General features: G+C 73.8%; 22 protein-coding genes. 15 read left to right on the forward strand and 7 right to left on the reverse strand.

Going from position 1 to position 22841, the window contains the following annotated elements:
* The first annotated feature begins 228 nt into the window (after positions 1-228).
* The 6 genes from infC to pheT all read left to right on the forward strand — a co-directional run bounded on the left by infC (position 229) and on the right by pheT (position 6313).
* Positions 229-879 (forward strand): translation initiation factor IF-3, encoded by a 651-nt coding sequence (gene infC, locus GA0070564_RS19510; RefSeq protein WP_091610187.1) that lies wholly within the window; start codon positions 229-231, stop codon positions 877-879.
* A 19-nt stretch (positions 880-898) separates the two neighbouring features.
* Positions 899-1093, forward strand: coding sequence for a 50S ribosomal protein L35 (gene rpmI / locus GA0070564_RS19515; protein ID WP_091309655.1), 195 nt, complete (start codon positions 899-901; stop codon positions 1091-1093).
* Between the two features lie 32 nt (positions 1094-1125).
* Positions 1126-1518 carry a 50S ribosomal protein L20 gene (gene rplT / locus GA0070564_RS19520; RefSeq protein WP_088970983.1) on the forward strand — a complete coding sequence of 131 codons (393 nt, stop codon included), beginning with the start codon at positions 1126-1128 and terminating at the stop codon, positions 1516-1518.
* Positions 1519-1550: 32 nt separating this feature from the next.
* The gene (locus GA0070564_RS19525; RefSeq protein ID WP_091610189.1) at positions 1551-2390 is read left to right on the forward strand and encodes a TrmH family RNA methyltransferase; all 840 of its coding nucleotides are present in this window, start codon (positions 1551-1553) and stop codon (positions 2388-2390) included.
* Between the two features lie 217 nt (positions 2391-2607).
* Positions 2608-3690 (forward strand): phenylalanine--tRNA ligase subunit alpha, encoded by a 1083-nt coding sequence (gene pheS, locus GA0070564_RS19530; protein ID WP_091610192.1) that lies wholly within the window; start codon positions 2608-2610, stop codon positions 3688-3690.
* 40 nt (positions 3691-3730) lie between these two features.
* Positions 3731-6313 (forward strand): phenylalanine--tRNA ligase subunit beta, encoded by a 2583-nt coding sequence (gene pheT / locus GA0070564_RS19535; RefSeq protein WP_091610195.1) that lies wholly within the window; start codon positions 3731-3733, stop codon positions 6311-6313.
* A gap of 59 nt (positions 6314-6372) precedes the next feature.
* Here the strand turns inward: pheT and GA0070564_RS19540 are convergent, their stop codons facing one another.
* The gene (locus tag GA0070564_RS19540) at positions 6373-8127 is read right to left on the reverse strand and encodes a beta-1,3-glucanase family protein (protein ID WP_091610197.1); all 1755 of its coding nucleotides are present in this window, start codon (positions 8125-8127) and stop codon (positions 6373-6375) included.
* 272 nt (positions 8128-8399) lie between these two features.
* Here GA0070564_RS19540 and argC point away from each other — a divergent pair, with 272 nt between their 5' ends.
* From argC to GA0070564_RS19585, 9 genes are read left to right on the forward strand one after another with little or no spacing between them, the layout of a single operon-like run.
* Positions 8400-9401, forward strand: a complete 1002-nt coding sequence (gene argC / locus GA0070564_RS19545) for an N-acetyl-gamma-glutamyl-phosphate reductase (RefSeq protein ID WP_091610199.1) — start codon at positions 8400-8402, stop codon at positions 9399-9401.
* Between the two features lie 55 nt (positions 9402-9456).
* Entirely contained in the window at positions 9457-10629 is a 1173-nt protein-coding gene (gene argJ, locus GA0070564_RS19550; protein ID WP_091610202.1) for a bifunctional glutamate N-acetyltransferase/amino-acid acetyltransferase ArgJ, read from the forward strand.
* Positions 10626-11507 carry an acetylglutamate kinase gene (gene argB / locus GA0070564_RS19555; protein WP_091610204.1) on the forward strand — a complete coding sequence of 294 codons (882 nt, stop codon included), beginning with the start codon at positions 10626-10628 and terminating at the stop codon, positions 11505-11507. Before argJ ends, argB begins: the two co-directional genes overlap by 4 nt.
* Positions 11504-12721: an acetylornithine transaminase gene (locus GA0070564_RS19560; protein ID WP_091610206.1), complete on the forward strand. Its 1218-nt coding sequence runs from the start codon at positions 11504-11506 to the stop codon at positions 12719-12721. The genes argB and GA0070564_RS19560 overlap by 4 nt, the downstream gene beginning before the upstream one ends.
* Positions 12718-13647 (forward strand): ornithine carbamoyltransferase, encoded by a 930-nt coding sequence (gene argF / locus GA0070564_RS19565; RefSeq protein ID WP_091610208.1) that lies wholly within the window; start codon positions 12718-12720, stop codon positions 13645-13647. Before GA0070564_RS19560 ends, argF begins: the two co-directional genes overlap by 4 nt.
* Positions 13644-14159 carry an arginine repressor gene (locus GA0070564_RS19570; RefSeq protein ID WP_091610210.1) on the forward strand — a complete coding sequence of 172 codons (516 nt, stop codon included), beginning with the start codon at positions 13644-13646 and terminating at the stop codon, positions 14157-14159. Before argF ends, GA0070564_RS19570 begins: the two co-directional genes overlap by 4 nt.
* Positions 14156-15361 (forward strand): argininosuccinate synthase, encoded by a 1206-nt coding sequence (locus tag GA0070564_RS19575; RefSeq protein WP_091610212.1) that lies wholly within the window; start codon positions 14156-14158, stop codon positions 15359-15361. The genes GA0070564_RS19570 and GA0070564_RS19575 overlap by 4 nt, the downstream gene beginning before the upstream one ends.
* 14 nt (positions 15362-15375) lie before the next feature.
* Entirely contained in the window at positions 15376-16842 is a 1467-nt protein-coding gene (argH, locus tag GA0070564_RS19580) for an argininosuccinate lyase (RefSeq protein WP_091610214.1), read from the forward strand.
* Positions 16839-17693, forward strand: a complete 855-nt coding sequence (locus GA0070564_RS19585; protein WP_091610217.1) for an arginase family protein — start codon at positions 16839-16841, stop codon at positions 17691-17693. Before argH ends, GA0070564_RS19585 begins: the two co-directional genes overlap by 4 nt.
* A gap of 8 nt (positions 17694-17701) precedes the next feature.
* Here GA0070564_RS19585 and GA0070564_RS19590 read toward each other — a convergent pair whose 3' ends face one another.
* The 6 genes from GA0070564_RS19590 to GA0070564_RS19615 all read right to left on the reverse strand — a co-directional run bounded on the left by GA0070564_RS19590 (position 17702) and on the right by GA0070564_RS19615 (position 22824).
* The gene (locus tag GA0070564_RS19590; RefSeq protein ID WP_091610219.1) at positions 17702-18859 is read right to left on the reverse strand and encodes a phospholipase D-like domain-containing protein; all 1158 of its coding nucleotides are present in this window, start codon (positions 18857-18859) and stop codon (positions 17702-17704) included.
* Positions 18856-21132 (reverse strand): MMPL family transporter, encoded by a 2277-nt coding sequence (locus tag GA0070564_RS19595; protein WP_091610221.1) that lies wholly within the window; start codon positions 21130-21132, stop codon positions 18856-18858. Before GA0070564_RS19595 ends, GA0070564_RS19590 begins: the two co-directional genes overlap by 4 nt.
* A 175-nt stretch (positions 21133-21307) precedes the next feature.
* Complete coding sequence (locus tag GA0070564_RS19600; RefSeq protein ID WP_141714817.1) at positions 21308-21580, reverse strand: hypothetical protein; 273 nt, start codon at positions 21578-21580, stop codon at positions 21308-21310.
* Positions 21577-21909 (reverse strand): ArsR/SmtB family transcription factor, encoded by a 333-nt coding sequence (locus tag GA0070564_RS19605; protein ID WP_218104969.1) that lies wholly within the window; start codon positions 21907-21909, stop codon positions 21577-21579. The genes GA0070564_RS19600 and GA0070564_RS19605 overlap by 4 nt, the downstream gene beginning before the upstream one ends.
* Before the next feature lie 81 nt (positions 21910-21990).
* Positions 21991-22338, reverse strand: coding sequence for an MmcQ/YjbR family DNA-binding protein (locus GA0070564_RS19610; protein ID WP_091610229.1), 348 nt, complete (start codon positions 22336-22338; stop codon positions 21991-21993).
* Positions 22339-22416: 78 nt separating this feature from the next.
* Positions 22417-22824, reverse strand: coding sequence for a DNA-binding protein (locus tag GA0070564_RS19615; RefSeq protein WP_091610231.1), 408 nt, complete (start codon positions 22822-22824; stop codon positions 22417-22419).
* Between the last annotated feature and the right edge of the window lie 17 nt (positions 22825-22841).

Below are 22841 nucleotides of genomic sequence, written 5' to 3' on the forward strand. Positions count from 1 at the left end.
GAGCGCCTGCTCCCACCCGCGTCGCCGACGAGGCGTCCGGGTCCGGTCACCGGTTCCGGGGACACCCCGGTCCCGGATGCGCGACCATGTGGTCGTGCCGACCGGTCGAGCGGGCCCTGGCATGTGCCGGGGCCTTCTGCTTTCCGGGTCGCTCCCACCCGGGAGCTCCCGCGGGTCGGCACCGCAGGAGACTTGACTCGAGGAGGCCACATCAGCGTCGAACCACGCGTGAACGAGCAGATCCGGGCACGTGAGGTCCGACTGGTCGGCCCTGAGGGTGAGCAGGTGGGCATCGTCCCGCTGGAGCGCGCCCTGCAGCTGGCCGCGGACGTCGACCTGGACCTGGTCGAGGTTGCGCCGATGGCGCGCCCGCCGGTGTGCAAGCTCATGGACTTCGGCAAGTTCAAGTACGAGAGCGCACTCAAGGCGCGCGAAGCGCGGCGTAACCAGCAGCAGACCGTCATCAAGGAAATGAAGCTCCGGCCGAAGATCGACCCGCACGACTACGAGACCAAGAAGGGTCACGTGGTGCGGTTCCTCAAGGCGGGCGACAAGGTCAAGGTGACGATCATGTTCCGCGGTCGCGAGCAGAGCCGCCCGGAGCTGGGTTACCGGCTCCTGCGTCGGCTCGAGTCCGAGATCACGGACCTGGGATACGTCGAGGCCGCTCCGAAGCAGGACGGCCGAAACATGATCATGGTTCTCGCTCCGCACCGGGCCGTCAAGGCCTCCGCGGTCGCCGCCACGGCGTCCCGCGGTGGACCGCGCGACCGGGCGGCGGAGGAGTCGGCCGCCCCGGCAGGTGGCGAGACCCCGGCGGCCGGCGAGACCGCAGCAGCCGGCGAGCCCGGCACGACCGCTGACACCAGCGGCCAGTAACAGGGGAGATACGTTCCACATGCCGAAGATGAAGAGCCACACGGGTATGGGCAAGCGGGTCAAGGTCACCGGCAAGGGCAAGATCGTCGCCCAGCAGGCCGGTCTCCGCCACAACCTGGAGAAGAAGGCCTCCACCCAGACCCGCCGGCTGACCGGCACGGTCGAACTGGCCAAGGCCGACACCAAGCGCATCAAGAAGCTGCTCGGCCGCTGACGCGCGCCACCTGAACCGAAGAAGGAGTTGAGATGGCACGCGTCAAGCGGGCTGTTAACGCCCAGAAGAAGCGCCGCGCCCTGCTGGAGACCGCGAGCGGTTACCGCGGTCAGCGCTCCCGGCTGTACCGCAAGGCCAAGGAGCAGGTGCTGCACTCGATGCAGTACGCCTACCGGGACCGTCGCGACCGCAAGGGCGACTTCCGGCAGCTCTGGATCCAGCGGATCAACGCCGGCGCCCGCGCCAACGGCATGACCTACAACCGGCTGATCCAGGGCCTGCGCCTGGCCGGCATCGAGGTCGACCGCAAGATCCTGGCCGACCTGGCCGTCAACGACGCCGCGGCCTTCGCCGCGATCGTCGAGCTGGCCCGCGCCGCCGTGGCGGCCGAGGGCACCGGTGGCGCAGCGGCCCAGGCCGCCTGATCCACCCCTGACAGCAGATCGAGGCGTCTCCCATGCAGTCACCATCGCGCGGGAGGCGCCTCGACGCCGTCTCCGGCCCGTTCACCCCGCGTACCCCCAGGGTCGTTGCCGCCCGCCGGTTGCAGCGCCGCCGGGACCGCGAGGCCACCGGCCGGTTCCTGGCCGAGGGCCCGCAGGCCGTCCGCGAGGCCCTGGCCCGCCCGGACACCGTGGTCGAACTCTTCGGTACGCCGGCCGCCCTGGACCGGTACGCCGACCTCGCCGCCTCGGCCGCCCGGGCCGACGTCCCGGTCTCCGAGGTGACCGACGAGGGGCTGGCCGCCCTCGCCGAGACGGTCGCCCCGCAGGGCCTGGTCGCCGTCTGCCGGCACCTCGACGTGCCCCTGACGACCGCCCTGTCCCGTTCCCCGCGCCTGGTGGCGGTGCTCGCCGAGATCCGCGACCCGGGCAACGCCGGGACCGTGCTGCGCACCGCCGACGCGGCCGGCGCGGCGGCGGTGGTCTTCGCCGGCGACGCCGTCGACCCGTACAACGGCAAGTGCGTGCGGGCCTCCGCCGGCAGCCTCTTCCACGTCGACGTGGTCCGCGCCCCGGACCCTGCCGAGGTGGTCGCCGCGCTGCGCGCCGCCGGCCTCGCCGTGCTCGCCACGACCGGGTACGGCGACGCGGACCTGGACGACCTGGCCGACGCCGGCCGGCTCGCCGCCCCGACCGCCTGGCTCTTCGGCTCCGAGGCGCACGGGCTGCCCGAACAGCTCACCGCCGCGGCCGACGAGCGGGTCCGGGTGCCGCTGCACGGGCGCGCCGAGAGCCTGAACCTGGCTGCGGCCGCGGCCGTCTGCCTGTACGCTTCGGCGAGAGCACATCGATGACCGCAGGTGACCTGCGGTGCTCCACCCACGAAGGAGAGCGTCCGCCCATGAACGCGCCACGGCGTTCGTTTAGCCAGCCCGCCGGTGTCGGCGGGCGGCGGGCCTGACCTGCTCCCTGCGTAACTCCCACCGGCGGGCTGCGGCACAGCCGCGCGTCCGTAGACTCGCCTAGCCGCCCGGAAGGGTCGGCGCCGCCGTGAGGGAGTGCCCGTACGCCATGAGCTACCGCAACGATCCGTACGACCCGAAGCAGGTCGCCCTGCTCGACCCGGCCGCACTGGCCGCCGCCGTGGCCGACGCCGAGCAGGCGTTCGCCGCCGCCGCCGACCCGGACGCGCTGACCGCGCTGCGCCCCGCGCACCTGGGGGACCGGTCCCCGGTGTCGCTGGCCCGCCGGGAGATCGGCGCCCTGCCGCCGGCCGCCAAGTCCGACGCCGGCAAGCGGGTCAACGAGGCCCGCCGCGCCGTGGAGGCCGCGTACGCGGCCCGCGCCGGAGTCCTCGAGCAGGAGCAGGCGGCCCGGGTGCTGGTCGAGGAGCGGGTGGACGTCACCCTGCCGTACGACCGGCGCCCGCGCGGCGCCCGCCACCCGCTCAACGTGCTGATGGAGCAGATCAGCGACCTGTTCGTCGGGATGGGCTACGAGGTGGCCGAGGGGCCCGAGGTCGAGCTGGAGTGGACCAACTTCGACGCGCTGAACATCCCCGCCGACCATCCGGCGCGCGGGCTGATGGACACCTTCCACATCGCCCCGCCGCCCGGCGCGGAGAGCTCGGGCCTGGTGCTGCGCACGCACACCTCCACCGTGCAGACCCGCGCCATGCTCACCCGCAAGCCGCCGATCTACGTGATCGTGCCGGGCCGGGTCTACCGGACCGACGAGATCGACGCCACCCACAGCCCGGTGTTCCACCAGGCCGAGGGGCTGGTGGTCGACAAGGGCATCACGATGGCGCAGCTGCGCGGCACTCTCGACCACTTCGCCCGGGCGATGTTCGGCGAGGGCGCGAAGACCCGCTGGCGGCCGCACTACTTCCCGTTCACCGAGCCGTCGGCGGAGTTCGACGTCTGGTTCCCGGAGCACCGGGACGGCCCGCAGTGGGTCGAGTGGGGTGGCTGCGGCATGGTCAACCCGCGGGTGCTGCGGGCCTGCGGGATCGACCCGGAGGTCTACTCCGGGTTCGCGTTCGGCATGGGCATCGACCGGACGCTGATGATCCGGCACGGGGTCAGCGACATCCGGGACCTGTTCGAGGGCGACGTCCGGTTCGCCCGGGCACTGGGCGCCGGGGCGGCGTAGGCGATGCGGGTACGTACAACGGAGACGGTGGTCTGAAGTCATGCGAGTTTCTGTCAGTTGGCTGCGGGAGTACGTCGACCTCCCGGCCGACCTGCCCGCCGGTGACCTGGAGCAGGCGCTGGTCGACCTCGGCATCGAGGTCGACTCGATGGTGGACCTGCGCAACACGGTCAGCGGGCCGCTGGTCGTCGGCAAGGTCCTGGAGATCGAGGAGCTGACCGGCTTCAAGAAGCCGATCCGGTTCTGCCGGGTCGACGTCGGGGCCGCCAACGGAACCGGCGAGCCGCAGGAGATCGTCTGCGGGGCGCGTAACTTCGCCCAGGGCGACAAGGTGGTGGTGATCCTGCCCGGCGGCGTGCTGCCCGGGAACTTCGCCATCGGGGCGCGCAAGACGTACGGGCGCAACTCCGCCGGCATGATCTGCTCGGCGCAGGAGCTGGGTCTTGGCGACGACCACTCGGGCATCATCGTGCTGCCCGAGCACACCCCCGCCTCGCCCGGTGACGACGCGCGGCCCCTGGTCGGGCTGGACGACGTGGTGCTGGAGCTGGAGGTCACCCCGGATCGGGGCTACGCGTTGAGCCTGCGCGGGCTGGCCCGGGAGCTGTCGTACGCCCTCGGGGTGGGGTTCGAGGACCCGGCCCGGCGGGAGGTGCCCGGCGCGACCGAGCGGCCCGCGTACCCGGTGGAGGTGCGCGACCCGGTCGGCTGCGACCGGTTCGCCGCCCGGATGGTGCGCGGCGTGGACCCCACCGCCGAGACCCCCGACTGGATGCGGCAGCGGCTCACCGTCGCCGGCATCCGCAGCATCTCGCTGCCGGTGGACATCACCAACTACGTGATGCTCTGCCTCGGCCAGCCGATGCACGCCTTCGACGCCGACCGGATCAGCGGGCCGCTGGTGGTCCGCCGGGCCGAGGCGGGTGAGAAGCTGACCACTCTGGACGGTGTGGCGCGGACCCTGTCCGAGGAGGACCTGGTGATCTGCGACGCCGGGCTGCCCAACGACCTCGCAGGCGAGGACGCCGGCGTCCCGATCTCGCTGGCGGCGGTGATGGGCGGCGAGACCAGCGAGGTGCTCGCCTCCACCACGAACGTGCTGTTCGAGGCGGCGCACTGGGACCGGGCGACCATCGGCCGCACCGCCCGCCGGCACAAGCTGTTCAGCGAGGCCGCCAAGCGCTGGGAGCGGGGCGTCGACCCGACGTTGCCGCTGGTCGCCCTGGAGTTCGCCGTACAGCTGCTGGTGACCCACGGCGGCGGCACGGCCGGCGACGAGATCCTGGACATCGACCACGTCCGGCCGCTGCCGGCGGTCGTCCTGCCGGTGGGCCTGCCGTCGGAGCGGATCGGCGTGACGTACTCGCCGCAGCGGGTGGTCGAGCTGCTGGAGCAGGTCGGCTGCACGGTCGTGCGCGGCGCGGACCGGCTGGCGGAGGACCCGGGCGAGGTCGGGGTCGCCGCCACCGGTGGCGCGGACGTGCTGACGGTCACCCCGCCGAGCTGGCGGCCCGACCTGACCGACCCGGCCGACCTGGTCGAGGAGGTGGTCCGCCTCGACGGGTACGACCGGGTTCCGTCGGTGCTGCCGACCGCGCCCGCCGGCCGGGGCCTGACCTGGCAGCAGCAGCGCCGCCGGGCCGTGGCCCGGTCGCTGGCCGAGCAGGGGTACGTCGAGGTGCTGGCGCACCCGTTCGTCTCCACCGAGCTGGCCGACCAGCTCGGCCTGCCGGCCGACGACCCCCGCCGGCCCGCCGTCCGAGTGGCGAACCCGCTGTCGGACGAGGAGCCGCTGCTGCGCACCACGCTGCTCGGCCCGCTGCTCGGCGTGCTCAGGCGCAACGTCGGCCGGGGCCTGCGGGACGTGGCGGTCTACGAGATCGGCGCGGTGTTCCACCCGCGTCCGGGGGTCGGCGCGCCGCCGGCCATGGGCGTGGACCGCCGGCCCACCGACGCCGAGTTCGCTGCCGCCGACGCGGTGGTGCCCGACCAGCCCCGGCACGTCGCCGTGGCGCTGGCCGGCGACATCGAGCCGGCCGGCTGGTGGGGCGCGGGACGCCCGGCCGGCTGGGCGGACGCGGTCGAGGCCGGCCGTACCGTCCTCGCCGCCGCCGGCATCCCGGCCGACCGGGTCGAGGTGCGCGCCGCCGAGCACGCGCCCTGGCACCCGGGCCGCTGCGCCGCGTTCGCCGTCGACGGCACGGTCGTCGGGTACGCCGGTGAGCTGCACCCGGCCGTGGTGGCGGCCCTGGAGCTGCCGCGCCGCACCTGCGCCATGGAACTGGACCTGGACGCGCTGCCGCCGGCCACGCTGGTGAGCGGTCCGACCATCTCCACGTTCCCGCCGGCGCTGATCGACGTGGCGCTGGTGCTCGACGAGTCGGTGCCGGCCGCCGAGGTCGAGCGGGCCCTCGCCGAGGGGGCCGGGCCGCTGCTGGAGGACGTCCGGCTCTTCGACGTCTACGCCAGCGAGCAGCTGGGTGCGGGCCGCCGGTCGTTGGCGTACAAGCTGACGTTCCGGGCCCCGGACCGGACCCTCGCGGGCGAGGAGGCGGTGGCCGCCCGGGACGCGGCGGTGGCCGTCGTCGCGGAGCGCTTCCGCGCCACCCTGCGCGGCGCCTGAGGTGCAAGCAGGGGCCCCTTCTTAACGCTTCCGGTATAGGAAGGGGCCCCTGTTAACACTCAGCCGGTGTACGGCAGGACGATCCGCGAGGAGTCACCGACGCCCAGGCTGGTCGGCGTGGCGCCGATGGCGTTCCAGACCTCGACGGTGACCGTGCCACCGGCCAGGTCGCCGTACGCCCCGCTGGCCGTACGCAGTCCCTGGCTCTGCCGGTAGTGCTCCCAGCCGGGCACCGGGTCGGTGGCGAAGTAGGCGTACGTCTCGCTGCGATCCACCGTGCCGTCGCCGGTGAGGTCGTACGAGATCCGCACCTGGACGCCGTCGCCGACGGCGGTGCTGGCGTCTACGGCGAGGTCGAAGGCGCTGGTGCCGCCGGTCCACGTGCCGGTGAGGCCGTGGGCGGTGAAGACCTGCGGATCGGCGGGCGTGCCGTCGTGGTTGCTCCCGGCGGCGGCCAGGGTGGTGACGCCGGCCGGCCCGGCGTCCGCGCCGAGACCGCCGCCGGCCAGCAGGTACCGGGTGGGCCGCAACGGCGTCGGGGCGGTGCTCGTGGACGGGCTGGGCGAGGTCGACGGGCTGGCGGTGGCGGTGGGGCTCGGCGGGGGACTGCTCGGGCCGCCGCCGGGACCGAACGGGCTCAGGTCGATGCCGGCCGCGCGCGGGTCGCCGTCGTGCACCAGCGACTCCTGGTTCTGTACGTCGTCGAAGGCGAACCCGTACGCCTTGCCGTCCACCATGTTGGCGTGCACGATCCGCGAGTAGTGGTTGGTGAGCGTGCCCTGGTAGAAGTCGGCCGGGCCACCGGAGGGCTGCACGTCGCGGGTGCCCAGCGTGGAGCGGTGCAGGGCCGCGCAGAGCGTCCGGGCGATCGGGCCGACCACCAGGTCGTTGGGGGCGGCGAGGGCGCCGTCGCAGTCCCACACGTCGGAGCTGGACGGCTTGCCGAACGAGGCGACCTGCCGTCCGGTCCCGTCGGTGAAGGTCATCGTCGTGCCGCTGGTCCGGCCGAAGTACCTCACGTCGGGTCGGTCGAGGAAGGGCGTCACGGTCAACGTCCTCGTCGCGTACGCGTTCCAGGCCGAGGTGATGTACGGGTCGAGGTAACCGGGGTCGAACAGGCCGGCGTCGGCGGCCTTGCCGGGGGACAGGACCCGCAGCACGGTGCCGTCGGCGCGGGTCTGCACCGACCCGCCCCAGCCGGGCTGGGCGCGTACCGCGTCGATGACCTTGTTCCGGCCGTCGTCGACGAGGGTGCCGGTGCTGCGGGTGGCGCCGTCGGCGCCGGTGACGCTGGCCGTGTGCGGCACGGCGAACATGTCGACCTGTGAGCTGTTGAGCCAGAGACCTGCGTCGTTGTAGGTGAACTCCGACCAGTCGAAGAGGATGTCGCGGTTCGGGTCCCCGGCGGCCCACGGGGCGGGCTGGACCAGGCCGTCGGGGGTGAGGAGGAACCTCAGCTTCTCGCCGAAGGAGAAGTAGATCCGGCCGGAGATGTTGCGGGGCACCTTCAGCACCGTGCTCGCGCCGAGGGCGGGGCCGGGGATGGACACGTCGGGCGCCGGGGTGGGGGGTAGGCCGCCGGCCGGCCAGGGCGTGAAGGTCCCGCCGGCGTCGACGTGGCCGAGCCGGCCGGAGTTCAGATCGACGCCGAGGACGTAGAGGTGCACGGCGTCGGCCCGCCCGGTGCTGTTGGTGACGGTGAACGGCAGCAGGCCGGGGCCGACGGCCCGGGCCAGGGTCGCCGCGCCGACGGAGGCGCCGACGGCGAGGACGAGCGCGACGAGGCCGCCCGTCAGTCTTCTGCGGATTCGCAACGGGACTCCTTCACCGCCGACCGGCCGGATCCGGCGGCGGGCGTGGTGATTTCGGGGTGGTTGGTGGTGTACGCCCTGGGATGCTGCTCCGGAGAGCGCTCTCACAGGATCGGATCTCCATGGGCTCCTGTCAATGCGGCCGCCGAGATGGCGCGGCAGCGCCCCCGGACGTGGTCGGCGTCACTCCCACATTTCCATGCGGAGCACCGTATGACCTTGCAGTGGTGCGCGGTCGCCGCTAGCCTTTGCTGCATAGTCATGCGGAGGTGAGTATGGGCATTCGAGTCGCGGTAGCGGGAGCGAGCGGTTACGCCGGCGGCGAACTGCTGCGCCTGGTCGCCGGTCACCCCGAGCTCGACCTGGTCGCCGCCACCGCCCACGCCCAGGCCGGCCAGCCGGTCTCGGCCGTACACCCGCAGCTCACCGGCCTGGACCTGGTCCTCGCCGCCACCGAACCGGCCACCCTGGCCGACGCGGACCTGGTCTTCCTGGCTCTGCCGCACGGCGCGTCGGCGGCGCTCGCCGCGGCCCTGCCCGAGACCGTCAGGGTGGTCGACCTCGGTGCCGACCACCGGCTGCGCGACGCCGACGGGTGGGCCCGCTACTACGGCGGCCCGCACGCCGGCGCCTGGACCTACGGCCTGCCGGAGCTGCCCGGGCAGCGGGCGGCGATCGCCGCCGCGCACCGGGTCGCCAACACCGGCTGCTACGCCGTGGCCACCACCCTCGCGCTCGCCCCGCTGATCGCCGCCGGCGCGGTCTTCCCCGCCGACGTGGTGGTGGTCGCCGCCTCCGGGACCTCCGGCGCCGGCCGGGCCGCCAAGGCCCACCTGATCGGCAGCGAGGTGATGGGCGACCTGTCGCCCTACAGGGTCGGCGCCCACCAGCACGTGCCGGAGATCAAGCAGGCCACCGGGGCGACCGGACTCTCCTTCACCCCGGTGCTCGCCCCCATGCCGCGTGGCATCCTCGCCACCGTCACCGCCGTGCCCGTCGGGGACACCGACCCGCACGAGGTGCTGGCGCAGGCGTACGCGGACGCGCCCTTCGTCCACGTGCTGCCCGAGGGGACGTGGCCGCACACCGCCGCCACCGCCGGCTCGAACAGCTGCCACCTCCAGGCCACCGTCGACACGGACTCCGGTCGGGTGATCGTGGTCAGCGCGATCGACAACCTGGGCAAGGGCGCCGCCGGCCAGGCCGTGCAGAACGCCAACCTGATGCTCGGCCTCCCCGAGACCACCGGCCTGTCAGCCTTCGGAGTTGCACCGTGAGCGCGAGGAGCGCAGCGCAGCGGAGCCCCGCGGTCGCGAACGAAAGGCAGGCCCAGTGACCGTCACGACCCCTCGCGGATTCCGGGCGGCCGGCGTCGCCGCCGGCCTCAAGGCCAGCGGCGCGGCCGACGTCGCCCTGGTCGTCAACGACGGCCCGGACGCCACCGTCGCCGGAGTCTTCACCGCCAACCGGGTGAAGGCCGCCCCGGTGCTCTGGACCCAGCAGGTCGTCCGCGGCGGCGTGGTCCGCGCCGTGGTGCTCAACTCCGGCGGCGCGAACGCCTGCACCGGCCCGGCCGGCTTCCAGGACACCCACGCCACCGCCGAGCACACCGCCGCCGCCCTCACCGGCAGCAGCCCCCGTCGCCGGCTCGGCGCCGGCGAGGTCGCCGTCTGCTCCACCGGCCTGATCGGCGAGCGGCTGCCCATGCCGAAGCTGCTGCCCGGTGTGCGCAGCGCCATCCGCGGGCTCTCCCGCGACGGTGGCGCCGCCGCCGCCGAGGCGATCATGACCACCGACACCCGGCCCAAGACCACCGTGGCGAAGGGCGCCGGCTTCACCGTCGGCGGGATGGCCAAGGGCGCCGGCATGCTGGCCCCGGCTATGGCGACCATGCTCTGCGTGCTCACCACCGATGCGGTGGCCGGGCCGGAGGCGCTCGACGCCGCGCTGCGGGCCGCAACCCGGCTCACCTTCGACCGGATCGACTCCGACGGCTGCATGTCCACCAACGACACGGTGCTGCTGCTCGCCAGCGGCGCCTCCGGGGTGGAGCCGACCGAGGTTGAGTTGGCGACCGCGGTCACCGCCGCCTGCCACGACCTGGCCCAGCAGCTGATCGCCGACGCCGAGGGCGCCACCAAGCAGATCGCCATCGAGGTGGTCGGCGCGGCGGGCGAGGGCGACGCCGTCGAGGTGGGCCGCTCGGTGGCCCGGAACAACCTGGTCAAGACCGCCCTGTTCGGCAACGACCCGAACTGGGGCCGGATCCTCGCCGCCGTCGGCACCACCGCCGCGGTGTTCGAGCCGGACGAGGTGGACGTCGCCGTCAACGGGATCTGGGTCTGCCGGGGCGGGGCCGCCGCCGAGGACCGCTCCAAGGTCGACCTGACCGGGCGGGACGTCACCATCCGGATCGACCTGCACGCCGGCGCCGACGCCGCGACGATCTGGACCAACGACCTGTCGCACGCGTACGTGCACGAGAACTCGGCGTACTCGACATGAGCCCCGATCTCGCCCTCGCCCAGACCAAGGCCGCCACGCTGATCGAGGCCCTGCCGTGGCTGGCCCGCTTCGCGGGCACCACCGTCGTGGTCAAGTACGGCGGCAACGCCATGGTCGACCCCGAGCTCCAGCGCGCCTTCGCCGCCGACATGGTCTTCCTCCGCTACGCAGGTCTCAAGCCGGTCGTCGTGCACGGCGGCGGCCCGCAGATCTCCGCCATGCTCGGCCGGCTCGGCATCGCCAGCGAGTTCAAGGGCGGCCTGCGGGTGACCACCCCGGAGGCGATGGACGTGGTGCGGATGGTGCTCGTCGGGCAGGTCGGCCGGGAACTGGTCGGCCTGATCAACGCGCACGGCCCGTTCGCCGTCGGCCTCTCCGGCGAGGACGCCGGCCTCTTCACCGCCGTGCGCCGCCCGGCGTACGTCGACGGGGAGCCGGTGGACGTCGGGCAGGTCGGTGACGTGGAGTCGGTGGACGGCTCCGCGGTGACCGACCTGATCGCGGCCGGCCGGATCCCGGTGATCTCCACGGTCGCGCCGGACGTCGACGGGGTGCTGCACAACCTCAACGCCGACACCGCCGCCGCCGCGCTGGCCATCGCCCTGGACGCCCGCAAGCTGGTCGTGCTCACCGACGTCGCCGGCCTCTACGCCGATTGGCCCGACACGTCCAGCCTGGTCAGCGAGATCAGCACCGACGACCTGGCGAAGCTGCTGCCGTCCCTGGAGTCGGGGATGGTCCCCAAGATGGAGGCCTGCCTGCGCGCGGTGCGCGGCGGGGTCCCGGCCGCGCACGTGGTCGACGGCCGGGTCGCCCACTCCACGCTGCTGGAGGTCTTCACCTCGGAAGGATTCGGAACGATGGTGGTGGCGGAATGAGCACCCTGGTGGAGCGCTGGGGCGCGACCATGATGGACAACTACGGCACCCCGCCGCTGGCGCTGGTCGCCGGCGCGGGCGCCGTGGTCACCGACGAGACCGGCCGGGAGTACGTCGACCTGCTCGGCGGCATCGCCGTCAACGCCCTCGGTCACGCCCACCCGGCCGTGGTGGCCGCCGTGTCCCGCCAGATCGCCACCCTCGGCCACGTCTCCAACCTCTTCGTCGCCGAGCCGCCGGTGGCCCTGGCGGAGCTGTTGCTGGCCCTGGCCGGCCGGCCCGGCCGGGTCTTCTTCGCCAACTCCGGCGCGGAGGCGAACGAGGCCGCGTTCAAGCTCTCCCGGCTGACCGGCCGCAGCCACGTGGTCGCCGCCAGCGGCGGTTTCCACGGCCGGACCATGGGCGCCCTGGCGCTCACCGGCCAGCCGGCCAAGGCCGACCCGTTCCGCCCGCTGCCCGGCGAGGTCACCCACGTCCGGTACGGCGACACCGCCGCCCTGGCGGCGGCGGTCACCGACGCCACCGCGATGGTGATCCTGGAACCGATCCAGGGCGAGAACGGCGTGGTCGTCCCGCCGGCCGGCTACCTGGCGCAGGCCCGGCGGATCACCGCCGCGCACGGCGCGCTGCTGGTCCTCGACGAGGTGCAGACCGGGGTGGGTCGCACCGGCCACTGGTTCGCCCACCAGGCCGAGGGCGTGGAGCCGGACATCGTCACCCTGGCCAAGGGGCTCGGTGGGGGCCTGCCGATCGGCGCCTGCCTGGCCTTCGGCCGGGCCGCCGAGCTGCTCGGCCCCGGCTCGCACGGCACCACCTTCGGCGGCAACCCGGTCAGCTGCGCCGCCGCCCTCGCCGTCATCGCCACCATCGCCAACGAGGGGCTGCTCGACCACGTCAAGCGGGTCGGGGAGCGGCTGCGCCGGGGCGTCGAGGCGCTCGGCCACCCCCTGGTCGCCGGGGTACGCGGCGCCGGGCTGCTGCTCGGTGTCGTGCTCACCGCCCCGGCCGCCACCCCGGTGGCGAACGCCCTGCGCGAGGCGGGTTTCCTGGTCAACCCGGTGCAGCCGGACGTGGTGCGGCTCGCCCCGCCGCTGATCCTCACCGTCGAGCAGGCCGACGCCTTCCTGGCCGCCCTCCCGTCGGCCCTCGACGCCGCCGCGCCGGCCGACCTCGCGCCGGCCGCCGCCCCGACGACGATGGAGACGAGCGCGTGATCCGGCACTTCCTGCGCGACGACGACCTCACCCCGGCCGAGCAGTCCGGCGTGCTCGACCTGGCCGCCCGGATGAAGGCGGACCGGTTCGCGTACCAGCCGCTGGCCGGGCCACGCGCGGTGGCGGTGCTCTTCGACAAGCAGAGCCTGCGCACCCGGTTCTCGTTCGACGTGGGCATCGCGGAGCTGGGCGGCCACCCGCTGGTGGTGGACACCCAGGTCACCCACTTCGGGCGGGGGGAGACCCTCGGCGACGCCGGTCGGGTGCTCTCCCGCTACGTCGCCGCGATCGTGCTGCGCACCCACGGCGACGACCGGATCGCCGAGGTCGCCGCGCACGCAGGCGTGCCGGTGGTCAACGCGCTCACCGACGCGTACCACCCGTGCCAGCTCCTGGCCGACCTGCTCACCGTCCGCGAGCGGTTCGGCGCCACCGCCGGGCGGACCCTGGCGTACGTCGGGGACGCGGCGAACAACATGGCCCACTCGTACCTGCTGGCCGGGGCGACCGCCGGCATGCACGTCCGGGTCGCCGGGCCGGCCGGCTTCCAGCCCGACCCGGAGATCGTCGCCCGGGCCGAGAAGATCGCCGGCGGCACCGGTGGCTCGGTGCGGGCGCTCACCGACCCGGTCGAGGCGGTCGGCGGCGCCGACGTGGTGGCCACCGACACCTGGACCTCGATGGGGCAGGAGTCCGACGGGCTGGACCGGCTCACCCCGTTCCGGCCGTACCAGGTGAACACCGCGCTGCTCGGCCACGCCCGGCCGACGGCGATCGTGCTGCACTGCCTGCCCGCCCACCGGGGCGAGGAGATCACCGACGAGGTGCTCGACGGGCCGCGCAGCGCCGTGTTCGACCAGGCGGAGAATCGCCTGCACGCCCAGAAGGCGCTGCTGACGTTTCTCCTGGAGGCATCCACCCCATGACCGCCCCGCTGAACCGTGCCGCCCGGCACGCCCGCATCGTCGAGCTGATCCGCGAGCAGGCGATCCACTCGCAGACCGAGCTGGCCGACCTGCTCGCCGGTGACGGCATCCAGGTCACCCAGGCCACCCTCTCCCGGGACCTCAAGGAGTTGGGCGCGGTCACCGCGCGCGGCGGCGACGGGCGGGGCGTCTACCTGATCCCCGAGGACGGCCACCGGCCGCTGCGCGACGCCGAGGCCGCCCCGGCCCGGCTGGTCCGGTTGCTGCGCGAGCTGCTCAACGGGGTCGACGCGAGCGGCAACATCGCCGTGTTGCGTACCCCGCCGGGCGCAGCCCACTACCTGGCCAGCGCGTTGGACCGGGCGGGCCTGCCCCAGATCGTCGGCACCATCGCCGGCGACGACACCATCCTCGTCGTGGCCCGCCAGGCCGACGGCGGGGCCGCGCTCGGCGACCAGCTCGCCGGGTGGGCCCGCCGGGAAGACAACGTTGAAGGGAGCACCACACCATGACCGAGCGGGTCGTCCTCGCCTACTCCGGGGGTCTCGACACCTCCGTGGCCATTCCGTACCTCGCCGAGCAGACCGGCGCCGAGATCATCGCGGTCGCGGTCGACGTCGGGCAGGGCGGCGAGGACCTGAACGCCATCCGGCAGCGGGCGCTGGACTGCGGCGCCGTCGAGTCCGAGGTGGTCGACGCGCGCGACGAGTTCGCCGCCGACTACTGCCTGCCGGCGATCCGGGCCAACGCCCTCTACATGGACCGCTACCCGCTGGTCTCCGCGCTGTCCCGGCCGCTGATCGTCAAGCACCTGGTGGCCGCGGCCCGCAAGCACGGCGGCACCATCGTGTCGCACGGCTGCACCGGCAAGGGTAACGACCAGGTCCGCTTCGAGGTCGGCCTGGGCGCGCTCGCGCCCGACCTCAAGATCGTCGCGCCGGCCCGGGACTTCGCCTGGACCCGGGACAAGGCGATCGCCTTCGCCGAGGAGAAGGGGCTGCCGATCGACGTGTCGGCGAAGTCGCCGTACTCGATCGACCAGAACCTGTGGGGCCGGGCCGTGGAGACCGGCTTCCTGGAGGACATCTGGAACGGCCCCATCGAGGATCTGTACTCGTACACCTCCGACCCGGCGCAGGAGCGGGATGCCGACGAGGTCGTGATCACCTTCGACGCCGGCGTGCCGGTCGCGGTGGACGGTGAGACGGTCACCCCGTACCAGGCGATCCTGGAGCTGAACCGGCGCGCCGGCGCCCAGGGCGTCGGCCGGCTCGACATGGTCGAGGACCGGCTGGTCGGCATCAAGAGCCGCGAGGTGTACGAGGCGCCCGGCGCGATCGCCCTGATCACCGCCCACCAGGAGCTGGAGGCGGTGACCGTGGAGCGGGACCTGGCCCGGTTCAAGCGCGGCGTGGACCAGCGCTGGGGCGAGCTGGTCTACGACGGCCTCTGGTTCTCCCCGCTCAAGGACAGCCTGGAGGCGTTCATCGACGACGCCCAGCGGCACGTCTCCGGCGAGGTGCGGCTCACCCTGCACGGCGGCCGGGTCACCGTCACCGGCCGGCGCTCCGAGGCCAGCCTCTACGACTTCGGCATGGCCACCTACGACACCGGCGACACCTTCGACCAGTCCCTGGCCAAGGGTTTCGTGCAGTTGTGGGGTCTGCCCAGCAAGATGGCCGCCGCGCGGGACGCCCGGCTGGGTGGCTCCTGAGCATGGGCACCACAATGGGCGGCGTGGACGACAAGAGCCTGACCGAGAACAGCGCCGCCACCAACCGGACGAGCCTGTGGGGTGGCCGGTTCGCCGGCGGCCCCGCCGAGGCCCTGGCCCGACTGTCGGTGAGTGTCCAGTTCGACTGGCGCCTCGCCCCGTACGACATCGCCGGCTCCCGGGCGCACGCCCGGGTCCTGGCCGGCGCGGGCCTGCTCGACCCGGAGGAACTGGGCCGGATCCTGGCGGCGCTGGACGACCTGGAGGCGGCCTGCGCCTCCGGGCAGTTCCGCCCCACCGTGGACGACGAGGATGTGCACACCGCGCTGGAGCGGGGCCTGCTGGAACGCCTGGGCAGCCTCGGCGGCAAGCTGCGCGCCGGCCGGTCCCGCAACGACCAGGTCGCCACCGACCTGCGGCTCTATCTGCGCGACCACGCCCGGGGCGTGGCCGCCCGGCTGGTCGAGCTGGCCGAGGCGCTGGTCGAACAGGCCGAACGGCACGTGGACACCGCCGCGCCCGGGATGACCCACCTCCAGCACGCCCAGCCGGTCACCTTCGGGCACTGGCTGCTGGCCCACGTGCAGCCGCTGCTGCGCGACCTGGAACGGCTGCGCGACTGGGACCACCGGGCGGCGGTCAGCCCGCTCGGCGCCGGCGCGCTGGCCGGCTCCGGGCTGCCGCTGGACCCGGTGGCGGTCGCCCGGGAGCTGGGCTTCCGGACCTCGTTCGCCAACTCGATGGACGCCGTCGCCGACCGGGACTTCGTCGCCGAGTTCCTCTTCGCCACCGCCATGATCGGCGTGCACCTGTCCCGCCTCGGCGAGGAGGTGGTGCTCTGGACGTCGCACGAGTTCGGCTGGGTCGAGTTGGACGACTCCTTCGCCACCGGGTCGTCGATCATGCCGCAGAAGAAGAACGCGGACATCGCCGAGCTGGCCCGGGGCAAGTCGGGTCGCCTCGTCGGGGGGCTGATGAGCGTGCTCACCATGCTCAAGGGCCTGCCGATGACGTACGACCGGGACATGCAGGAGGACAAGGAGCCGGCCTTCGACGCGGTCGACACCCTGGAACTGCTGCTGCCGGCCCTGGCCGGGATGATCTCCACCATGACGGTACGCGTCGACCGGCTGGTCGCCGCCGCACCGGTCGGCTTCTCGCTGGCGACCGAGGTGGCCGACTGGCTGGTCCGGCGGGGGGTGCCGTTCCGCGACGCGCACGAGATCACCGGCAGGCTGGTGGCGCTCTGCGCGGCCCGTGAGTGCGAGCTGGAGGAGGTCTCCGACGACGACCTGGCCGCGGTCAGCGAACACCTCGACCCGTCGGTACGCGACGTGCTCTCGGTGCGCTCGGCGCTGGCCGCCCGCACCACCCCGGGCTCCACCGGCCCCGGGCCGGTGGCCGAGCAGTTGGCCACCGCCGCGGACAAGCTGGCCGGTTGGCGGGAGTGGGCCGCCGAGCGGGTCGTACCCGGACGGTGAGCGTGGTCGCCGGTGCGCAGCGGGCCGGCGCGGCCGAACCGGTCGCGCTGGTCCGGTACCAGGGCCCGGCCGGCGACCACAACGACCGGGCGGTACCGGGCGCCGCGCTGGTGGCCGACGAGCTGGCCCGGCGGCTGCGGCTGCCGGTGACGGTGGTGGGGGAGCCGCGACCGGCGGCGCCGGCCTCGTGGGACGTCGAGCTGACCGTCGCACTGCCGGCGTTGCGGGAGCTGGCGGTGGCACAGGAGGCGATCCTGGCGGCCGGTCGGACGCCGGTGCTCGCTCTCACCCGCTGCGCGGCCGCCCTGGCCACCCTGCCGGCGCTGGCCCGGCACCGGCCGGACACCTGTGTGGTCTGGTTCGACGCGCACGGTGACCTCAACGTGCCGGACACCAGCGCCACCGGTTACCTCGGCGGAATGGTGATCTCCGGCGCCGCCGGCCGCTGGGACTCTCCGCTCGGTGCGGGCCTCGACCTGGCGAACGTGGTGGTGGTCGGGGCGCGGGATCTGGACCCGGACGAGCGGCGGCTGCTGACCGACGGGACGGTGGCATGGGCCCGGGTGGGCGTCGACCTGCCCGACCGGTTGCGGCGCTGGGTCGCCGGCCGGCCCGTCTACGTGCACCTCGACTGCGATGTCCTCGAACCCGGCCTGGTGCCGACCGACTACCGGGTGCCGGGTGGGCTGACCCTGGCCGACCTGGCCGGCGCCGCCGAGATGCTGGCCGGGCACGAGATCGTCGGCGTGGAGATCGCGGAGTTCGAGGCCGCCGACGAACGGGGGGCCGACGCCACGGTCGGTGACGCCGGCCCGCTGCTCGATGCGCTGTCCCCGCTGCTGGGGGCCTGAGCCCGCGATCAGAGCTGGGCGGAGTCGCGCATCGCCCAGAAGTTGCTCCGGTACTGGTCGTGGATGGCCGAGGAGTTGATCCGCAGCATCGCCTCGTCGTTCTCCCGCAGCGACGAGTCGTCGTAGTTGTGGCTGCCGGTGAAGACCCACTTGCTGTTCACCCGGCCGGCGTACGTCCCCTCGATCAGCAGGTACTTCGAGTGGACCAGCTCGCCGTCGGCCTTGTTGAGCTGGTAGGTCCTGATCCGCGGGTGGGTCAGCGCCGAGGCGCTGCCGCTGCTCGTCGTGCCGTAGACGATGTCCACCCAGCAGTTGGCGTTGGCCAGCGCGCGGAGCTTGTCGGCGATCGCCTCCCGGGTGATCTTCCACACGGCGATGCGGATCTTGGTGTAGCCGTCGACCGTGCCGTACCCGGGGTCGTTGCCCGGGCAGGTCACGTTGTTCAGGACCTCCACGATCGTGTCCGTGTCGGCGGTGCTGCCGGCGCGCGGGAAGAAGTACGACTTCACCGGGTCCGACGAGGTCATCCGGTAGTAGTCGCTGTCGTTGTGCAGCGCCCTGGCCAGGTCCCCGAAGTACGCCCGGTAGGCATCGTAGATCGGCCCGTTGTCCACGACGGTCACCGCGTTGTTCCAGTACCTGCCGGTGTTCAGCGAGGTCAGGTTCGCCGAGGACTGCACCAGCACCTTCGACGCCCCGCCGGTGGACGAGAACAGGTAGAACTTGTTGTGGTTGATCGGGTTGACGCTCGCCGGCGCGCCCGAGACGCAGGCCAGGTCGGTGGCGCAGACCTTCAGCCACGAGCCGGCCGTGGTGTCGGTGCCCAGCCCGGTCGTCGCGCTGGCCAGCGCCAGGGCCGGCGTACGGGTGCGGTAGGTGGCGTCGAGCACCACCCGCACCCGGACGCCCCGCTGCCGGGCGGCCCGGATCAGCGCGTCGGCGACCGGCTGCTCGTCGAAGGCGTACATGGCGACGCTGATCTCCGCGCCGGACGGGGTGCCGTCGATCAGCGAGACGATGTGGTCGACGATGACCCGTTCGCTGCCCGCCACCGTCGGGTTGTTGAAGATCGCCCCGGTGGTCGGCGTGGCCGCCGCGGCCGGGCCGCTGAAGGCGGTGGTGGTCAGCAGGACGGCGGCCAGTACCGCACCGATGAGACGCCTCACCTGTTCTCCTCACGTTCCGGCGCCGTGGTCGGCGCACCGGTGGCGAGCATAGGGGTAGGCGGTGTCCACTGTGGTCCGGTCGATCGGCGACCCCAGGCCCGGTCGCCGCAGAGCGCCAATGTCGCCGGCAGCAGCACCCCGCGGACCAGGGTGGCGTCGACCAGCACCGCCACCGCCATCCCCAGGCCGAGCATCTTGTACTCGACCGCGCTCAGGGTGAGGAAGACCGCGAAGACGGCGACCATCACGGTGGCCGCGCTGCTGACCACGCCCGCGCCGCGCCCCACACCCGCCACGATGGCGGAGCCGGGGGACGCGCCGGCCGCCCAGCGTTCCCGGATCCGGCTGAGCACGAACAGGTGGTAGTCCATGCTCAGCCCGAAGAGCAGGACGAACATGAACAGCGGCAGCCAGCCCACCACCCCGCCGTACGGGGTGAAGCCCAGCGGACCGGCCAGGTGCCCGTCCTGGAACGCCCAGGTGAGCACCCCGTAGGCGGCGCCGATCGACAGCAGGTTCAGCGCGATCGACACCAGCGGCACCGCCAGGGTCCGGAACGTCAGGGCGAGCAGCGCGAAGGCCAGCAGCAGCACCGCGCCGACCACCAGGGGCGCCCGCCCGGTCATCCGCTCGGTGAAGTCGTGGGCGAACGCCGTGCGGCCCATCACCGCGTGCTCGACCCCGTCCAGCCGGCCCATGGTGGCCGGCAGCACCTCGCCGCGCAGGGTGGCCAGCGCCCGTTCCGACGCCCGGTCGGTGCCCGACCCGGCCAGCGGCACCCGCACCACGAGCGCCCGGTCGACCGGGGTCACGGTGACCGGGCCGGCCAGCCCGGGCACGCCGGCGGCGATCCGCTCCCGCAGGTCGGCCACGGCGGCGTCGACCTCCGGCCGGCCGGCGACCGGTGTGCCGTCCGGGCGCCACAGCACCACCCGGGCCGGCGCGGCGGCGCCGGGGAAGTCCCGCTGCATGCGTACGGCGGCGTCGACGGTCGGCACGCTGCGGGGCAGGCTGTCCACCACCGCGGCGTCCTGCGGGTGCATCCGCAGCGCGGGCAGGGCCAGCGTGACCAGCAGCGCGGCCCCGGCGAGCGTCCAGAGCAGCGGGCGGCGGACCACCCGGACGGCCACCGCCGTCCAGAACCGGGACCCGGTGGCGGCGGTGCGCCGTCGGCCCGGCCAGGGCATCCGCAGCCGGTCCACCCGGTCGCCGAGCAGCGCCAGCAGGGCCGGCAGGGCGGTCACCGAGGCGAGCACGGTGGCGCCCACCACCAGCACGATGCCGAGCGTCGCACCCCGGTACGCCGAGATGCCGGTCAGCAGCAGCCCGCACAGGCACACCATCACGGTCGCCCCGGAGACCAGCACCACCCGTCCGGAGGTTCGGGCGGTGATCGCCAGGGCGGTGCCCAGGTCATGCCCGGCGGCCCGTTCCTCCCGCAGCCGGCGCAGGTTGAACAGGCAGTAGTCGACGCCGACCGCCATGCCGATCAGCAGCACCATCGGCGCGGTGACGCTGTTGATCGGCAGCCACTGGTCGACCACCTGGAGCAGGCCCAGCGTCGCGGCGACCGCGGTCAGGGTGAGCAGTAGCGGCACCGCGGCGGCCACCAGCGAGCCGAAGACGACCAGCAGGATCAGCACGGTCAGCGGCAGCGAGAGTTGGTGGGCGAGGGCGAAGTCGCCCTTGACGCCCTGGTCGACCGCGAGCGAGAGGCTGCGGTCGCCGGCCTGCGCCAGACGTACCCCTGGGTGCCGGCCGGCGACCTCGCCGACGGCGGCGGTGGCAGCGTCGTAGCGGGACAGCCGCTCGTCGAGGCCGCCGTCGACGGTGAAGCCGACCAGCAGCGCGCGTCCGTCGCGGGAGACCCGGTCCGGGTCGCCGACGGGGTCGGCCACCGTCACCCCGCCTGCGGGGAGGGTCCGCAGCGTGCGGACCAGGTCGGCCGCGGCGTTGCGTACGGTCGGGTCGGTGGTGGCCGGCGGCCCGGCGGGGTCGGTCGCCCGGACCAGCACGTTCTCCTGGATCGGCTCGTAGCCGGCCTGGGCGTCCAGCACCCGGCGCGCGGTGCCGGCCTCGCCGGGGTCCACCGGCGGCGCGCCGTCCCCGGTGACCAGGATCCCGGCGAGTACGGCCGCCGCGACCAGGACCAGCCAGCCGGCGATGGCCCGGGCCCGGTGCCGCACCGACCAGGCGACCAGGCGTTCGGTGAGCGGTCGCGGTCCGGCGGCCGGGGGAGGCGGGTACGGCGTCGATTTGCGTTCGCGCAGCATCGGCTGCTGTCCTTTCCGTGGACGGGTCGTCGCGTGTGAGAACTCGCCGTTGGCGAGGTGATGCCCGCCCGGCCGGGCCGTCGAGCTGCAACTCGACGGCCCGGCGTCCTTCGGGCGGTGGGTGATCCGCGGTCGCCGGGCTGCAACCCGGCGGGCGGTGGGCGTGGGGGAGCCGTTACTCGACGTCGCGCAGGACGCGCTCCACCGACGACATCCGGCCCTCGACCTCGCTCAGCCGGGCGCCGATCGCGGTGAGTTGTCGGGTCAGCTCCTCCTGGGCGCGCACCGAACTCTCGGCCAGGGCGCGGTAATCGGCGTCGCTGGCGGTGGCGACCCGGGTGCGCCAGCGCGGCGCGATCCGGGTGACCACCGCGACGAGCAGGACCGTGGCCAGGGTGAACATGCCGACGGTGCCGACGACCTCCGCCAACTCGTGTCCGTCCATCATCGGGTGCCTTTCTCTGCGTCGTCGGTGCTCAGGGTGGGGGCCGCCGCCGCGATGGCCTGCGGGGTGAGCCGGTAGGCGAACGGGGTGACCTCGTAGAACTTCATCGCCTTGCCGTCGGGGGAGAGTTCCAGCCGGGCGGTGACCAGGCCGGCCGCCTCCAGCTTGCGCAGGTGCAGCTGGAGCAGCGCCCGACTGATCCCGAGGTCGCGGGCGAGCCGGCTGACGTAGGTGCGCTCGCGGGTGAGCGCGGCGATCACCCGCAGCCGGTGCGGATTGGCGAGCGTGCCGAGCACCGTCAGCAGCTCGTCACCCGTCGGCTCGGCACTCACAGCGAAAACCTGCACATGCCAAGAAAAGCTAGCAGGTGTCGGCGCGCGGTGGTGCCCCCGCCGCGGGAAATCAGGGTCGGGTCAGGGTCGCTCGCGACGCGGCAACCGGGCCAGCACCGCGTCGTACGAGCCGTCGACCGCGTCGAGCAGGTCCTCGTCGGGGATCGCCCCGTCCAGCCGCAGCGCGTTCCAGCCGTACCGGCCGAGGTAGGGGGCGGCGCTGGCCTCGCCCGGGAACCGGTGCAGCCACTCGTCGGCCACCACCCGGTCCGGCCCGCACTTCGCCCAGACCCGGGGCTCACCGTCGGGCGCACCCAGGAAGGCGAAGATCCTGCTGCCCACCTTCACGACCTCGTCGGCCTCCCACGGCCGGTCCAGCCAGGCTCCCGGCTTGGCCAGGCAGTACGCCAGCAGCTCCTCGCGGGTCATCGCGCCCTCCCGTCGACGGTGTGCACCGAAGGCAGTCTGCCGTGCGCCTGTGACAACCGGGCGCTCGCCACGGCGGGCTCAGGCCGTCCGGGCCACCAGGCGTTCGTACCGCTGCTTGGCCGCCTGCGCGCTGCCCAGGCCCAGACCGAAGGCGATCGCCTGCCAGGTGAGGCCGCGCGCGCGGGCCATGGTCAACAGGCCGGCCTCGAGCGCGTCCACCTCGGCGCGGAGGTGGGGCACCAGGGTGAGCGCGGCGACGATGTCGTCGCCGTCGACGGGTTCCTCGTCGGACTCCAGCGCGGCCCCGCCGGCGGCGAGCGCGGTGACCAGGGTGACGGCCTCCCAGGGGTCGGCGACGTACGGGTTGGCCTGCCGGCGCCGGCGGGTCTCGGTGCCGGCGTGCCGTTCGGTGATCCGGTACAGGGCGGCGTAGGTGCGTTCGGCGCGGGCGCGGGAGGGGTCCGGGGTGGTGAAGGCGTCGTTCATGCCTCCATCCCACCCCA

The sequence above is a fragment of the Micromonospora mirobrigensis genome, from assembly GCF_900091555.1.
GTDB classification, from domain to species: domain Bacteria; phylum Actinomycetota; class Actinomycetes; order Mycobacteriales; family Micromonosporaceae; genus Micromonospora; species Micromonospora mirobrigensis.